Source organism: Sodalis sp. (in: enterobacteria) (assembly GCF_047607725.1).
Taxonomy (GTDB): domain Bacteria; phylum Pseudomonadota; class Gammaproteobacteria; order Enterobacterales; family Enterobacteriaceae; genus JBLKSS01.
Genome location: NZ_JBLKSS010000140.1, coordinates 1 through 15,619, shown reverse-complemented (window position 1 = coordinate 15,619; position 15,619 = coordinate 1). Strand labels below are relative to the sequence as shown.

Below are 15,619 nucleotides of genomic sequence, written 5' to 3'. Positions count from 1 at the left end.
CCTTGTCTTTCGGTTTTCGCGGGCGCGCCGGTAGCACCACTGTCTCATAGTGATTTGCCAGCGCCTGGTAGCTCTGGTTTATGACCGGCTCATAGCGGTCAGGGGTGCGGACAGCGCTGCGCAGATTATCAGGTATCAGCAGCTCCGGAACCCCACCCATGAAGTGCAGGCAGCGGCTATTGGCGTTGAGCCACGATGCCATGTCCTGGCCTTCACAGGCTTCGATATACGCATAGCCTGATACGCCCATGGCAGCGACGAAGATAGCGGCCTGGCGTACGCTACCGGTCGCAGGGTTGACAGATAGATACGGTGGGGCCACAGAAGTCGATGAAGAGCTTTTCACCGGCCTTGTGCTCCATGCGCATGGAACGCCGCTGCTTCTTTTTCCAGTCACGGAACAGTGCATAGAACTGTGAGTAGCCGAGGGCATCACCGCCCACGGCGGCCTGATATTCCATCCAGAACAGCTGTTTGGTCACGCCCTTGCGGCTTAACTCGGTATCGATATCAAGCCAGCTTGGTAAGGTCTTGATAGCCTTGCCGAATTTGCCGGGATAGAGCAGGCGGTCGACGTCGACGGGGGACATTTCCGCCGGCAATGGCCAGACCAGGTTAGCTACCGTGAATCGGCCGAGGATATCGTTCACTGTGGTACAGCCGATGCCGAGCGCTGCTGCGATTCGAGCGACGCTGCTCAAATTTAATGCGTAATACATTGATATAGATGCATATTTCTGTTTTCGCGTTCTTTTTTTTACGTGCCATGCCATACCCCCGGAAGCTAAAAGTCTCCAGAGTATGGCGGAACAGAAGATGAGCGATCGGACAGAATCGGAATCGCTGATCGGGCGACCGGAATCAGTGATCGGGCGTGACCGGAACCAGCAACAATCCCTTCACGTTGTACCCGTACGAGAGCAACTACTTGCTCTACACCTATACCAGCAACATCAACAAACAGGCGATAAGCAGCTACGATTGGGCCAATAACGCCAAGAAAGATGAAGTGGCGTTCCAATTGAGCCTGGGGTTTCCGCTGTGGCGCGGCATCGCGGGGGATAACTCGCTTTTGGGCGCCTCTTACACCCAGCGCTCCTGGTGGCAGTTATCCAACAGCGATGAATCGTCGCCCTTTCGTGAGACCAACTATGAACCGCCGCTGTTCATTGGCTGGGCAACGGATTATGATTTCGCAGGCTGGACCTTACGCGATGTGGAAATGGGCCTGAACCATCAGTCCAACGGCCGCTCGGATCCTATGTCGCGCAGCTGGAACCGCGCCTATACGCGGTTGATGGCGCAAAACGGCAACTGTCAGGTGGAAGTCAAACCCTGGCTGCGGCTGGACGACGGCAGCGATAACCCCGATATTATCAAGTACATGGGCCACTACCGACTGAAGATAGGCTATGCCTGGGGTGAGAGCATCTTTAGCGCGGAAGGGCGCTACAACTGGAACAGCGGCTACGGCGGCGCGCAACTGGGTTGAAGCTATCCCGTTAGCCGCCACGTACGTTTTTATACCCAGCTGTTTAGCGGCTATGGCGAGTCGCTAATCGATTATAATCATCGGCAGACCCGTATAGGGATGGGCTTTATGCTTAATGATATGATGTAATCCATAGGGACTTAACCACGGGCGCCGCCTGCGGCGCCCGTCTGAAGACAAAGTTGGAGCAGATATGTCTACGGCGGAAATAATCCAGCGGGAAGCGCTGGCGGAGCAGGTGTTGCACGACACCTTTGGCTACCAGCAGTTTCGGCCGGGCCAGCAAGCGATCATTCACGCGGTTCTCAGCGGCCGCGACTGCCTGGTGGTTATGCCCACCGGCGGCGGTAAATCGCTGTGCTATCAAATCCCCGCCCTGGTGATGGATGGGCTGACGCTTGTGGTTTCGCCGCTGATTTCGCTGATGAAGGATCAGGTCGATCAACTGCTGGCCAATGGCGTGGCGGCGGCCTGTCTGAATTCTACCCAAAGCCGCGAGCAGCAGTACGAGGTGATGGCCGCGTGCCGCAGCAGCGGGCGCATTAAGATGTTGTATATCGCGCCCGAGCGTCTGATGATGGACAACATGCTCGAGCAACTGCAACAGTGGCGGCTGGCGATGATAGCGGTGGACGAGGCGCACTGCATTTCGCAATGGGGACACTATTTCCGCCCGGAATACCGCGCGCTCGGGCAAATCAAACGCCATTTCGCGACGCTGCCGTTTTTGGCGCTGACCACCACCGCGGACGAGGCCACGCGGCAGGATATCCTGCGTCTGCTGGATTTGCGCGATCCGCTGATCCAGGTCAGCAGCTTTGACCGCCCCAATATTCGCTACACGCTGGTGGAGAAATACAAGCCGTTTGAGCAGCTATGGCACTTTGTGCGTAAGCGCGGCAAGAGCGGCATTATTTATTGCAACAGCCGTTCGCGGGTGGAAGATCTGAGCGCGCGGTTGCAAAGCCGTGGCATCAGCGTGGCCGCATATCACGCTGGCCTGGAAAACGAACGCCGCGCCCAGGTGCAAGAAGCGTTTCAGCGCGATGATTTGCAGGTCGTGGTGGCGACGGGCGCGTTCGGGATGGGGATCAATAAGCCCAATGTGCGTTTTGTGCTGCATTTTGATATCCCGCGCACCATCGAATCGTATTATCAGGAAACCGGCCGCGCCGGTCGCGACAGTCTGCCGGCCGAAGCCATCTTGCTCTACGATCCGGCGGACATGGCCTGGCTGCGGCGCTGCCTGGAAGAAAAACCCGCCGGCCAGCAGCAGGATATCGAGCGCCATAAGCTAAACGCCATGGGCGCTTTTGCCGAGGCTCAGACCTGCAGGCGGCTGGTGCTGCTGAATTATTTTGGCGAAGGCCGTCAAATGGCGTGCGGCAACTGTGATATTTGCCTCGATCCGCCCAAGCGCTACGATGGGCTGGAGGAGACACGTAAAGCACTCTCCTGCATTTACCGGGGCGGGCAGCGTTTCGGTATGGCGTATGTCGTCGAGGTGCTCAGAGGCGCCAACAGCCAGCGCATTCGGGAAAACGCGCACGATCGGCTGCCGATATACGGTATCGGCCGCGACCGCAGCAATGAGCATTGGATAAGCGTGCTGCGGCAATTGATCCATCTGGGGATGGTCAGTCAGAATATCACCCAGCATTCGGCGTTGCAGTTGACGGAGTCCGCGCGGCCGGTGCTCAGGGGCGAGGTGGCATTGATGCTGGCGGAGCCGCGGGTGACCAATTTGAAAACACGCTCGGCCCCCAAAACTTACGGCGGCAATTACGATCGCCCGTTATTCGCCAAACTGCGTAAGCTGCGCGAGACGCTGGCGGACGAAGCCAACGTCCCGCCCTATGTGGTGTTCAACGACGCCACGCTGCTGGAGATGGCCGAGCAATTGCCCACCGACAGCGGCCAGATGCTGCGGATCAATGGGGTGGGGAATCGAAAACTGGAACGTTTCGGACTACCGTTCCTGGCCCTTATCCGCGAACACCTGTCCGACGAGGATCCGCATCTGCCCGTGTGCTAAGCGCGTCCAGGCCGGGAGGCGGGCCGCGGTTTGGCGGGACAGTCATCCACTGACGCGCGAGGCATGCTGCCCCGGCGTTTTATTTTAGGAGCAGGAAAGGTATGTTAATGCTGTTTGCCACCGTGGCGTTGGTGCATTTGATCGCCCTGATGTCCCCCGGTCCGGATTTCTTTTTCGTCTCGCAGACCGCCGCCAGCCGCTCGCACCGCCAGGCGATGTACGGCGTCATGGGCATCACCCTCGGGGTGGCCATCTGGGCGGCGGTGGCTCTGCTGGGGTTGCATCTGCTTTTAAGCCGTATGGCCTGGCTGCATAACCTCATTACCCTCGGCGGCGGTCTGTACCTTTGCTGGATGGGCTGGCAACTGCTGCGGGCGGCGCGTCGGCAGGCCCCGGCGGATGCCAACCCCCCGGCCGTTGCCGCTGACGGCGGCCGTGAGCATCGCTTTTTACGCGGCCTTCTCACCAACCTGGCCAATCCCAAGGCGGTTATCTATTTCGGCAGCGTATTTTCGCTCTTCGTCGGCGATAATATCGACGCCGGCGCCCGCTTTGGGATATTTGCCCTGATTTTGGGTGAAACCTTACTGTGGTTTTCCCTGGTAGCGGTAGTGTTGGCCCTGCCGGCGATGCGCCGGGGTTATCAGCGTCTGGCGCGCTGGATTGATGACGTGGCCGGCGTGTTGTTTGCAGGCTTCGGCATTAACCTTATTTTGTCGCGCTAAGGCGCCGCCGGGCAATGTGCCGGGTGCGTAATGCCCAGTGGCTAACCCGTGAACGGCAATTCACCGCGTTCTCCAACGGCGAGCTGCTGGATTTTTGGCGCGAGCGTGAAGAAGGCGAATTTGCCGGCGCGCAGGCGCTGCCGATTCGCTTTGTGCGCTTTTGCGCCCCCGGCCATAATAAAGTGGTGGTCATCAGCACCGGCCGCATTGAAAGCTATGTCAAATATCCGGAAGTGGCCTATGATCTGTTCCAGTACGGCTATGATGTGATGATCATCGATCACCGTGGACAAGGGCTTTCCGGCAGACTGCTGGCAGACCCCCACCGCGGTCACGTATTGCAATTCGCCGATTACGTCAGCGATTTCGCCCGCTTCTGGCAACGGATTGTCCAATCGGCCGGCTACCGTAGACGCTTTGCGCTGGCGCACTCCATGGGTGGCGTCATTCTCGCGCTGTTTCTGGCTGAGCAGCCGGACGCCTGCCACGCTGCCGCGCTGTGCGCGCCGATGTTCGGGCTGCGGTTGCCGATGCCGCGCTGGCTGGCCTGGCGTATTCTGGAGTGGGCGGAACTGCGGCCGGCCATGCGCGATCGCTACGCGGTAGGCACCGGCGCCTGGCGGCCCCGGCCGTTCACGGTCAACATGCTGACGCACAGCGACCAACACTATCGCCGCAACCTGCGCTACTACGCCGATTATCCGGAGCTGCAACTGGGCGGCCCCACCTACCACTGGGGGCGCGAGGGGATACTGGCCGGGGAGCAGGTGATGGCACAGGCCGGCGCCATTACCACGCCGGTGCTGCTGCTGCAGGCCGGAGAAGACAAAATCGTGGATAACCGCAGCCACCGGCCGTTCTGCCAGGCCATGGCCCTGGCGGGTCATTCCTGTGAAAATAACGGCCCGATAACGATTACGGGCGCGCGTCACGAAATTTTATTCGAGACTGACCCGCTGCGCGCGCAGGCTCTCACGTTAATCGCTGATTTCTTTATGCGGTATCATTAATCTGCGGCGCTGGTTTCGCCGCGTACACCAGAGGTTTTATCGCCCCATGTTCCATATTGTTGCGTCCGATCTTGATGGCACACTGCTTTCACCGGCTCACCCCCTACGCCAAACAAACTCTGCAACTCCTGACCGCACGCGGGATCCACTTCGTGTTCGCCACCGGCCGCCACCATGTGGACGTGGCGCAGATGCGCGCCAATCTCGAGATTGACGCCTATATGATCACCTCTAACGGTGCACGGGTACACAACCAACACCGCCGGCGAACTGATCTTCTCCCACAATTTTGACGAAGATATCGCCGCGGAGTTGTTTAGCGTAGTGCATCAGGATCCGAAAATCCTGACGAATGTCTTTCGCAATGATGAATGGTTTATGAACCGTAATCGCGCCGATCAGGAAGATTTTTTCCGCGAATCCACATTCAAATATCAGGTGTATCAGCAAGGGGCGCTGCCCACCGACGGCATTTGCAAAGTGTATTTCACCTGCGACGACCATCAGCGGCTGCTGGTATTGGAAGAGGAGCTCAACGCCCGCTGGGGCGATCGGGTCAACGTCAGCTTCTCCTTGCCGGTTTGTCTGGAGGTCATGGCGGGCGGGGTTTCCAAAGGCCACGCGCGGCGGCAGGTGGCCGGCCTGCTCGGATATCAACTTAAGGATTGCATCTCCTTCGGCGACGGGATGAATGACCAAGAGATGCTGGCGATGGCTGGCAAAGGCTGCATTATGCAAAATGCCCAGCAGCGCCTTAAGGACACATTGCCGGCCCTGGACGTCATCGGCAGCAACGAGGACGACGCGGTCCCCCGTTACCTACGCGCGATGTATCTGGGAGAAGAATAAAAAATTCTTTACAAATGCGAATAATAATGATTGCTATTTCTATGCTACCGGCCATTGTGATACTGGCACGGGAGCATGGCATTGCTCACATTGCTTCCAGTAATTTCAGACAGCCTGTGCGCTGGCTTTTTTTGCCCGCGTTTGGCCCCCTCTGCCGCCCATATTGTTCTATTTTTTTGAACTTAGCGATGATATTTTTCCGCTATTATTCTGCTGTGTCGCGCATAGACTGGAGGAAAATAGTGAGGAGAATTGAACATAAACTTTCTACGTGCCGCCCACGATCGCGGCTATGCCCAGCATGAGTGGCTGACCAGCCGGCATAGTTTTTCCTTTGCCGATTACTATCATCCCGATTTTATGGGTTTTTCCGCGCTGAGGGTGATCAACGAAGATATCATCACCCCCGGAGAAGGCTTTGGCACCCACCCCCATAAAGACATGGAGATTTTGACCTACGTGCTGTCCGGTACGGTGGCGCACCGGGATAGTATAGGCAATCAGGCACAGATTCACTCCGGCGAGTTTCAGTTCATGAACGCCGGAACCGGGATACGGCACTCCGAATACAATGCCCGCGACGATGCGTTCCTGCATCTCTATCAAATTTGGATATTGCCGGCACAAAACGGTCTGCAGCCGCGCTACGAACAACGCCGCTTCGCGGCGACCGAAGGCCACCAGCTGGTGCTATCGCCGGATGCCCGCGACGCTCGTTGCGGGTGTTCCAGGATATGACTCTGACCCGTTGGGCGCTCCCACACGGCCGGTCGGACGCTCTGCCGATAGCGCCTGGCCGGCGGCTGTGGTTACAGGTGATCGCCGGCGCGTTGACGGTGAATGAGCAGACGTTGGCGGCCGGCGATGCGCTGGCGGTGTGGGATGAAAGCCGTATCACGCTGGCGGCGCACGACGACAGCGAAGTACTGCTGTTTGATCTGCCGTCTGTTTAACCGGGATAAAAATACTCGGCAATGCTTTTTTTTGTTAAACTTGGCTGAATCGTCGGCGGAGGTTAACAAGTTAATAATGAAGAAAAAAAGGCCGGGACTGCAGGATGTTGCCGATCAGGTTGGGGTCACCAAAATGACGGTAAGCCGCTATCTGCGCGATCCGGATCGGGTTTCCCCAGGCGCTGCAGGCAAAAATTGCCGCGGCGCTTGACAGGCTGGGCTATATTCCTAATCGGGCGCCGGATATTCTCTCCAATGCTACCAGCCGCACTATCGGCGTTCTACTGCCTTCGCTGACCAACCAAGTTTTCGCCGAAGTCCTGCGCGGCATCGAACAGGTTACCGATGCCAACGGCTATCAGACCATGCTGGCACACTACGGTTATTCACCGGAGCTGGAAGAGCTACGGCTGACCTCGCTGCTGTCTTATAATATTGACGGCCTTATACTGTCCGAACGCCATCACACTCCCCGCACGCTGAAAATGATCGAAGTGGCCGGCATCCCGGTGGTGGAGATCATGGATTGCGTTTCACCTTGTCTGGATATGGCCGTGGGTTTCGATAATTTCGAGGCGGCCCGGCAGATGACCCGTCTGATTATCGAGCGGGGACACCGTCAGGTGGTGTACTTCGGCGCCCGGCAGGATGAGCGTACAATCCATCAAACAGCAGGGGTATGAGCAAGTCATGCGCGATGCCGGCCTGCCAGCATATAGCGTCATGATGGCGGATTCCTCCAATTATACCGCCGGCGTGGAGTTGCTGCGCCAGGCGCAGCGGGAGTATCACGGCATTAACGGTATCATCAGCACCAACGACGACCTGGCCATTGGCGCGCTATTTGAATGCCAGCGCCAGGGGATCGCCGTACCCGATAAGATGGTGATCGCCGGCTTCCACGGCCACGACTTCTCCCGGGTAGTCCATCCGCACTTGGCCAGCGTACTCACCCCCCGCGAGGAAATGGGGCGCCTGAGCGCCGACTGCCTGCTGGCCCGCTTGCGGGGTGAACCGCGCGGCGATGGGCAAATCGACGTGGGTTCCACGTTACTGGCGGGCGAAAGTATCTGACAACCCCGGAGCGCGGATAGGTGACGTCGCCGCTCACGAACGTTAGCGGCAATAGAGGTGCTCTTCTCCATACCTGATCCTAACCGGGCGGTGAAAGTCTCTGGCCCTGCGCCCCGGGTCAGAATATGATCCCGCTCCCAAAACGCTAATATAGTTCCCCCATGCATTCCTTAGCGTGCGATGTTACCGGTATCATGATATCGATAACATCATCTCGTACGATATGATTTGAAGACTATCACCGATTGACCGACACGCGAAATGCCGGTCCGGACAGATATCCATTGGGGAATTATCATGCCACTTTTTATTGTTGCCATTGGTGTAGCACTGTTGTTGCTCCTGATGATCCGTTTCAAATTAAACGGTTTTATCGCCTTAATCCTGGTTGCGCTGGCGGTAGGGGTCCTGCAGGGCATGCCGGTCAATAAAGTCATCGGGTCGATCAAAAACGGCGTAGGCGGCACGCTCGGTAGCCTGGCGCTGATCATGGGCTTCGGCGCCATGCTGGGTAAACTGCTGGCGGATTGCGGCGGGGCTCAACGTATCGCCACCACGCTTATCGACAAATTTGGTCAACACTATATTCAGTGAGCGGTGGTATTAACGGGCTTCACCGTCGGTTTCGTGCTGTTTTACGAGATTGGTTTTGTGCTGATGCTGCCGCTGGTGTTCAGCATCGCCGCCAACGCGCGTATCTCGCTGCTTTACGTAGGCGTGCCGATGGCCGCCGCGCTGTCGGTGACGCATGGTTTCCTGCCGCCCCCCCCCGGCCCCACCGCCATCGCCGCCATTTTCCACGCCGATATGGGTAAGACCCTGTTGTACGGCACTATCCTCGCCATCCCGACGGTCATCCTGGCCGGTCCGGTGTATTCGCAATTTCTGCGCCATATCGACAAGCCGGTGCCGGAAGGTCTGTACAATCCGAAAAAATTTACCGAGCAGGAAATGCCGAGCTTTGCCGTCAGCGTCTGGACTTCGCTGGTGCCGGTGGTATTAATGGCGCTGCGCGCCATCACCGAAATGCTGCTGCCGGCAGGCAATCCCATCTTGGCTTACACCGAGTTCTTCGGTGATCCCATTATGGCTACGCTTATCGCGGTGCTGATTGCCATTTTCACCTTTGGTCTTAATCGGGGCCGCAGTATGGATGAAGTAATGGGTACCATTACCGATTCCATAAAAATCATCGCCATGATACTGTTGATCATCGGCGGCGGCGGGGCGTTTAAACAAGTGTTGGTTGACAGCGGCGTGGATAAATACATCGCCTCGCTGATGGAAGGCAGCACCATTTCTCCGCTGCTGCTCGCCTGGACCATCGCCGCGCCACTTATCGCCACCACCGGCGTTAGTCCCGAGCTGATGGTTATCGCCGTCGGCTCCGGCAGCGTGATCTTTTCCCACGTCAACGATCCCGGCTTCTGGCTGTTCAAGGAGTATTTCAACCTGACCATCGGTGAAACTATCCGCTCCTGGTCGGTGCTGGAAACCATCATCGCGGTCTGCGGCCTGGTGGGCTGTCTGCTGCTGAATATGGTAATTTAACCTTCACCGCCTACGCTCGCGCAGTCCGGCCCGGCAGTCTGCCCGCTAGGCCGGGTTATGCCAATCGACCGCCTGCCGCTTCTTGAGCGGGCGGTCGTCTCGTCCGGCCTAATGATTGACGATGTTGCCTCCCATCCCTAGACGCGCAGATAGGCGCGTACGCCGTCCAGGAACATCTGAGTCGAGATCATGACTAACAATAACCCCATGAGCCGCTCAAGCGCGTTGACCCCTTTACTCCCCAGCAACCGCAAAAAGACGTTGGACAGCATCAGGATGACGACCGACAGACCCCAGGCGATGAGTAAAGCCAGGACCAAATGGTTGATTTGTAGTGGATATTGATGCGATAACAGCATCAGCGCCGCCAGGATTGAGGGGCCGGCGACCAGCGGGATCGCCAGCGGCACCAAAAACGGCTCTTCCCCCGCCGGCAGGCCGGTACTGTTGCCTTCCTGGGAAGGAAAAATCATTTTGATAGCGATCAAAAAGAGAATAATGCCGCCGGAGATGGATACCGTTTCGGTGCGCAGGCTGAGAAACGACAAAATATGTTCGCCGGCAAACAGAAAAATCAGCATCAGAAGTAGCGCTATCAGCATCTCCCGGATGATGATAACGTGCCGCCGCTTCGGCTCCAGATGTTTAAGCACCGACATGAATATCGGCAGATTGCCCAAGGGATCCATAATCAAAAATAATAAAACGGTGGCCGATATCATTTCACTCATTATTACCTCGACGTCATCAGCGCCGGCGCCCCGGCAACGGCAGGGGATGAGTATAAGCGCCGCTGCTGAAAAAGGGCTTAAAATCGAATAATTTCACTTGCGGCATTTCGGCCACATTTTGTATGGTGGACAGAGTGTATCCTGCTGACGCTGTGCAGTAAGAGCACGCGTAATAGTTTGTCACCCCCCCTACGGCAGGACAGTTAAACATGAAAAACGTTGGTTTTATCGGCTGGCGCGGTATGGTCGGTTCAGTGCTGATGCAGCGCATGACCGAAGAGCGCGATTTTGACGCCATCCGCCCGGTATTTTTTTCCACCTCCCAACATGGTCAGCCCGCGCCGGCGGTCAACGGCCAGCAGGGCGTGCTGCAGGATGCCCGGGATCTGGCGGCGCTCAGCGCGCTGGACATTATCGTCACTTGCCAGGGCGGCGATTATACCAACGAAATCTATCCGCGGCTGCGTGAAATCGGCTGGCAGGGCTATTGGATTGATGCAGCGTCGTCGCTGCGTATGCGCGATGACGCGATTATCATCCTCGATCCCGTTAATCAGTCGGTGATCCAGCAGGGCCTGGATCACGGCATCAAGACGTTTGTCGGCGGCAACTGCACCGTGAGCCTGATGCTGATGTCGCTGGGTGGGTTGTTTGCCCAGGATTTGGTGGAATGGGCCTCGGTTGCCACCTATCAGGCGGCATCCGGCGGCGGGTCGCGCCATATGCGTGAACTCCTGGTACAAATGGGCCAATTGCACGACGCGGTAGCCAAACCGCTGCAAAACCCGGCATCGGCCATTCTGGACATCGAGCGCCGGGTCACCGAGCTGACCCACAGCGGCACCCTGCCGACGGATAATTTTGGCGTGCCGCTGGCTGGTAGCCTGATCCCCTGGATTGATAAGCAACTGGAAAACGACCAGAGCCGAGAAGAGTGGAAAGGCCAGGTGGAAACCAACAAAATTCTCAACACCCGTCAGGCGATTCCGGTGGATGGACTGTGCGTGCGCATCGGCGCCCTACGCTGCCATAGCCAGGCGTTTACGCTGAAGCTAAAGAAGGATGTGCCGCTGGCGGAAATTGAACGTTTGCTGGCAACCCATAATGACTGGGTGACCGTGGTGCCTAACGATCGTGAACTGTCGATGCGGGAATTGACGCCGGCGGCGGTGACCGGCACGCTGAAAACGCCGGTCGGCCGGCTGCGTAAATTGAACATGGGGCCGGAGTATCTTTCGGCCTTTACCGTCGGCGATCAGCTGTTGTGGGGCGCCGCCGAACCCCTGCGCCGCATGCTACGCCAGTTATCTCACTAAAATCCGCCGCTCGACGCGTGATGCGAGGGGCGGATAGTCGCCTTTCGCCGTGCCGCCGGGTATACTTCCACTCGCGCACGCCCCCCCCCCCCCCTGCTTTCGTTTTCCGCCTCCATGCGCGACCAGCGCCGGGCTAATGCCTGTGGCACTTTAAGCGCCATGGGGCGCCGGCGATTTAGGTAGGCTGATATTTTAATGTCCCAGCGCAATGAGGAAAGATGGCGCGCATGACGCGCCCGCGCCAGAGTATGGCCGGCATCTCCCGTCATCGGCGCAGGCCAGCGCGGCGATACTCTCCGCTCATCCGTTGATTAGCGATCCGCGGGCGCCCGTCATTCATTGTGTTTGATGCAACACCTGTCGCCAACGTGTTTTTTTGGCTGATAAAAAATTTAACTGTGCGAAGTTAAGTTTTTCATAGGATTAATAGTTAATAAAAAATTTCGTTAAGAAAGCCTGAACGCGCCGTAAACATTTGTCTATGCTTATTATTTAGAGTTACATGATTACGTTCTCGTCGTAATTGTCTCTCGTATGGAAACTTTCTGCTCCCTTGTCACGTACGTTAACCGCCAACGTGCCGCCGCGCGCGCGGCTGACGGTGCGAGAGCGTGCTGGCTGGTAGGTTTTAACCCTTTATCTTTTTGCAATATCCTTTTATTTCATGGAGTAAGCAAAGGAAGAAAACATGGCAGGATATCCCGACCAAGATGTTATTACCACACTGGTGGCCGGCCATTATGCCGATCCGTTTTCTTTATTGGGCATGCATCAAACCGAGGCGGGTTTGGTGGTACGCGCGTTATTGCCGGATGCCAGCGCGGTCTCGGTAATAGAGGCTAAAAATGGGCGCCGAGTCACAGATTTAAATTGTGATGATCCGCGCGGCTGTTTTAGCGCGCTGATTCCACGGCGTAAAAATCCTTTTCATTATCGACTGGCCGTCACCTGGCATGAGCATACTTATCTTATCGAGGATCCTTATCGTTTCGGTCCTTTATTGCAGGATATTGACAGTTGGTTATTGGCGGAAGGCACCCATTTGCGTCCCTGGGAACGGCTGGGGGCACATCCTGAAGTTCTCGATGACGTCGTCGCCGGCATGCGTTTCGCCGTTTGGGCGCCCAACGCGCGGCGGGTTTCGGTGGTCGGGGAGTTTAATTTTTGAGATGGCCGCCGCCATCCGATGCGCCAGCGGCGGGAAAACGGCATCTGGGAATTATTTCTGCCGGCGGTAACCCTTGGCCAATTATACAAATATGAAATCATCGATTGCCACGGGCAGACGCGGCTCAAAGCCGATCCCTACGCTTTTGAGGCGCAGATGCGTCCGGACACGGCGTCGCTGACGCGGGGATTGCCGCCGGCGGTGGATCCGCCTGACGCGGCACGCCGCCAGGCCAATGCGATGAACCAGCCTATCGCCATTTATGAAGTGCATCTTGGCTCCTGGCGCCGCCACGCCGAGAATAATTTCTGGCTCAGTTATTTGGAGCTAGCGGAGTAATTGGTCGGCTACGTGAAGTATATGGGTTTTACCCATATCGAATTGCTGCCGATTAATGAACACCCTTTTGACGGCAGCTGGGGATATCAGCCCCTTGGCATTTATGCCCCGACTCGTCGCTTCGGCACGCCGGAGGATTTTCGCACGCTAATTGCTGCCGCCCATCAGGCCGGGCTGAACGTGCTGCTGGACTGGGTGCCGGGCCATTTCCCGAGCGACGAGTTCGGGCTGGCGCAATTTGACGGCACGGCGCTGTACGAATACGCCGATCCGAAAGAAGGGCGTCATCAGGACTGGAATACGCTGATTTACAATTACGGTCGTAACGAAGTGCGTAACTATCTGGCCGGCAACGCGCTGTTCTGGCTGGAACGTTATGGCCTCGACGGGTTGCGGGTCGACGCGGTGGAGTCAATGATTTACCGCGATTATAGCCGCGCCGCCGGTGAGTGGGTGCCCAACTTTTATGGCGGCAATGAAAATCTGGAGGCCATCGCCTTTCTGCGCTACACCAACCATACCGTCGGCACGCAGCGTGACGGCGCGGTCACCGTGGCGGAGGAGTCCACCTCTTTTTCCGGCGTCACCCGGACGCCGGCGGGCTGGGGTTCCATTATAAATGGAATATGGGCTGGATGAACGACACGCTGCACTATATGCATGCAGCTCGATCAGGTGCATCGCAAATACCATCATCATCAAATGACCTTCAGCATGGTCTATGCCTACAGCGAGAATTTTGTGCTGCCGCTGTCCCACGATGAGGTGGTGCATGGCAAAGGGTCCATTCTGGGACGTATGCCCGGCGACGATTGGCAAAAGTTCTCCAATCTGCGCGCCTATTACGGCTTTATGTGGGGCCATCCTGGTAAGAAGCTGCTGTTTATGGGTAACGAATTTGCCCAGCGGCGAGAATGGAACCACGATATTAGCCTGGACTGGCATTTGCTGGACGATGAAAGCGGTTACCATGCCGGCGTGCAGCGGCTGGTGCGCGATTTGAATCAATGCTATCGCAGTCATCCGCCGCTCTACGAGTGCGATTATACGTTTTCCGGCTTTCAGTGGCTGGTGTCTGACGACCAAGAAAACTCGGTATTTACCTTCCTGCACCGCGACAACGCCGGCAATGAAATGCTGGTGGTCACTAATTTTACCCCGGTGCCGCGCCAAGGTTATCGCATTGGCGTCCCCCACGGCGGCCGTTGGCATGAGGTGCTGAACACCGACTCGGGTTATTACAATGGTAGTAATACGGGGAATCAGGGCGAAATTCACAGTGAGCCGGTCCCCTGGCATTACCACGGCTATTCTCTGTCTCTGACGTTGCCGCCGCTGGCGACCCTCTTTTTGCTGCGGGAGGGGGAATGACGGCGCTGACGGCGGGGTCCCCTGAGTACCTTGGCGCCCGTATTGACGGCGCCGGCGTCAATTTCTGCCTTTTTTCCGCCCATGCAGAGCGGGTGGTGCTGTGCGTATTCGATGAGCAGGGCGGCGAGCAGCAGTGGGAATTACCCGGCCGCAGCGGCGATCGCTGGCACGGCCATCTGGCCGGCGCCGGTGCGGGCCTGCGCTACGGTTTCCGGCTCCATGGCCCTTTTGCCCCCGGCGATAGCCACCGTTTCAATCCGGCGAAACTGGTTATCGATCCCTGCGCTTACGTGCTGGAAGGGGAGGTCGGCGACCATCCGGCGCTGCTGGACGCGGGCTAGCAGCCAGATCCCACCGACAGTGCGCCCTATGTTCCCAAATGCCGGGTGGTGGCGCTCGATTATGACTGGCACGGCGATACGCCGCCGGCGGTGCCCTGGGGGAAAACGGTGATCTATGAAGCCCACGTGCGCGGCCTCACCCGGCTACACCCCGCCATCCCCGCCGCGCTGCGCGGGACCTATGCCGGCCTGGCTCATCCGCATATGTTGGCGTACCTACGCTCCCTCGGCATTACCGCCGTTGAATTGTTGCCGGTGCAGCAGCATGCCCATGAGCAGCGGCTGCAGCGCCAGGCGCTGTCTAATTACTAGGGCTATAACGTGCTGGCCCCCTGCGTGGTGGAACCCGCTTATACCGCGGGCCAGCAGGGGCAAAGCGCGCTGAACGAATTCCGCGATATGGTGCTGGCGCTGCACGGTGCCGGCATTGAGGTCCTGCTGGATGTGGTGTTCAACCACAGCGCGGAACTGGATCGGTTCGGGCCGGTGCTGTGTAAGCGTACGCCCAGCGCCGTATTGACAGTTATTCAGCAGGGATGGTGAGGTTCCACGGCAGGAGCTCTTTGATTTTATTGATGGGATGATCCGCGATAATCGCCAGCACATGGCGCAGATACGCTTCCGGCTCCACGCCGTTCAGTTTGCAACTGCCGATCAGCGTATA

6 protein-coding genes and 8 pseudogenes are annotated in these 15,619 nt (G+C 57.6%); 11 read left to right on the top strand and 3 right to left on the bottom strand.

Translation table 11 applies throughout. From position 1 onward, the window contains the following. Positions 1–768: pseudogene (istA, locus tag ACMX3H_RS12920) on the bottom strand (IS21 family transposase); the annotation flags it as partial. 121 nt (positions 769–889) lie between these two features. Between istA and pldA the strand changes: the two are divergent. The 8 genes and pseudogenes from pldA to ACMX3H_RS12880 form a co-directional block, all read left to right on the top strand. After that, a pseudogene (pldA, locus tag ACMX3H_RS12915) lies at positions 890–1,621 on the top strand (phospholipase A); the annotation flags it as partial. A gap of 64 nt (positions 1,622–1,685) precedes the next feature. Further along, positions 1,686–3,527 carry an ATP-dependent DNA helicase RecQ gene (gene recQ / locus ACMX3H_RS12910; protein WP_415211122.1) on the top strand — a complete coding sequence of 614 codons (1,842 nt, stop codon included), beginning with the start codon at positions 1,686–1,688 and terminating at the stop codon, positions 3,525–3,527. A 101-nt stretch (positions 3,528–3,628) separates the two neighbouring features. After that, complete coding sequence (gene rhtC / locus ACMX3H_RS12905) at positions 3,629–4,252, top strand: threonine export protein RhtC (protein WP_415211121.1); 624 nt, start codon at positions 3,629–3,631, stop codon at positions 4,250–4,252. A 23-nt stretch (positions 4,253–4,275) separates the two neighbouring features. After that, positions 4,276–5,262, top strand: a complete 987-nt coding sequence (gene pldB / locus ACMX3H_RS12900; protein ID WP_415211120.1) for a lysophospholipase L2 — start codon at positions 4,276–4,278, stop codon at positions 5,260–5,262. A gap of 46 nt (positions 5,263–5,308) precedes the next feature. Then, positions 5,309–6,111 (top strand): annotated as a pseudogene (gene yigL / locus ACMX3H_RS12895) (sugar/pyridoxal phosphate phosphatase YigL). Positions 6,112–6,369: 258 nt separating this feature from the next. Further along, a pseudogene (locus ACMX3H_RS12890) lies at positions 6,370–7,064 on the top strand (pirin family protein). 76 nt (positions 7,065–7,140) lie between these two features. Then, positions 7,141–8,138: pseudogene (gntR, locus tag ACMX3H_RS12885) on the top strand (gluconate operon transcriptional repressor GntR). Positions 8,139–8,435: 297 nt separating this feature from the next. After that, positions 8,436–9,689: pseudogene (locus tag ACMX3H_RS12880) on the top strand (gluconate transporter). Between the two features lie 137 nt (positions 9,690–9,826). Here ACMX3H_RS12880 and ACMX3H_RS12875 read toward each other — a convergent pair. Next, on the bottom strand, positions 9,827–10,420 hold the full coding sequence (locus tag ACMX3H_RS12875) for a YhgN family NAAT transporter (protein ID WP_415211119.1): 594 nt from the start codon (positions 10,418–10,420) through the stop codon (positions 9,827–9,829). 209 nt (positions 10,421–10,629) lie between these two features. Between ACMX3H_RS12875 and asd the strand changes: the two genes are divergently transcribed. The 3 genes and pseudogenes from asd to ACMX3H_RS12860 form a co-directional block, all read left to right on the top strand. Next, positions 10,630–11,736 carry an aspartate-semialdehyde dehydrogenase gene (asd, locus tag ACMX3H_RS12870; RefSeq protein ID WP_415211118.1) on the top strand — a complete coding sequence of 369 codons (1,107 nt, stop codon included), beginning with the start codon at positions 10,630–10,632 and terminating at the stop codon, positions 11,734–11,736. Positions 11,737–12,424: 688 nt separating this feature from the next. Further along, positions 12,425–14,614, top strand: a pseudogene (glgB, locus tag ACMX3H_RS12865) (1,4-alpha-glucan branching protein GlgB). Continuing rightward, a pseudogene (locus ACMX3H_RS12860) lies at positions 14,611–15,456 on the top strand (alpha-amylase family glycosyl hydrolase); the annotation flags it as partial. The pseudogenes glgB and ACMX3H_RS12860, both read left to right, overlap by 4 nt. A gap of 22 nt (positions 15,457–15,478) precedes the next feature. Here the strand turns inward: ACMX3H_RS12860 and ACMX3H_RS12855 are convergent. Continuing rightward, a partial coding sequence (locus ACMX3H_RS12855) for a transposase domain-containing protein (protein WP_415211123.1) occupies positions 15,479–15,619 on the bottom strand: 141 nt, incomplete at its 5' end.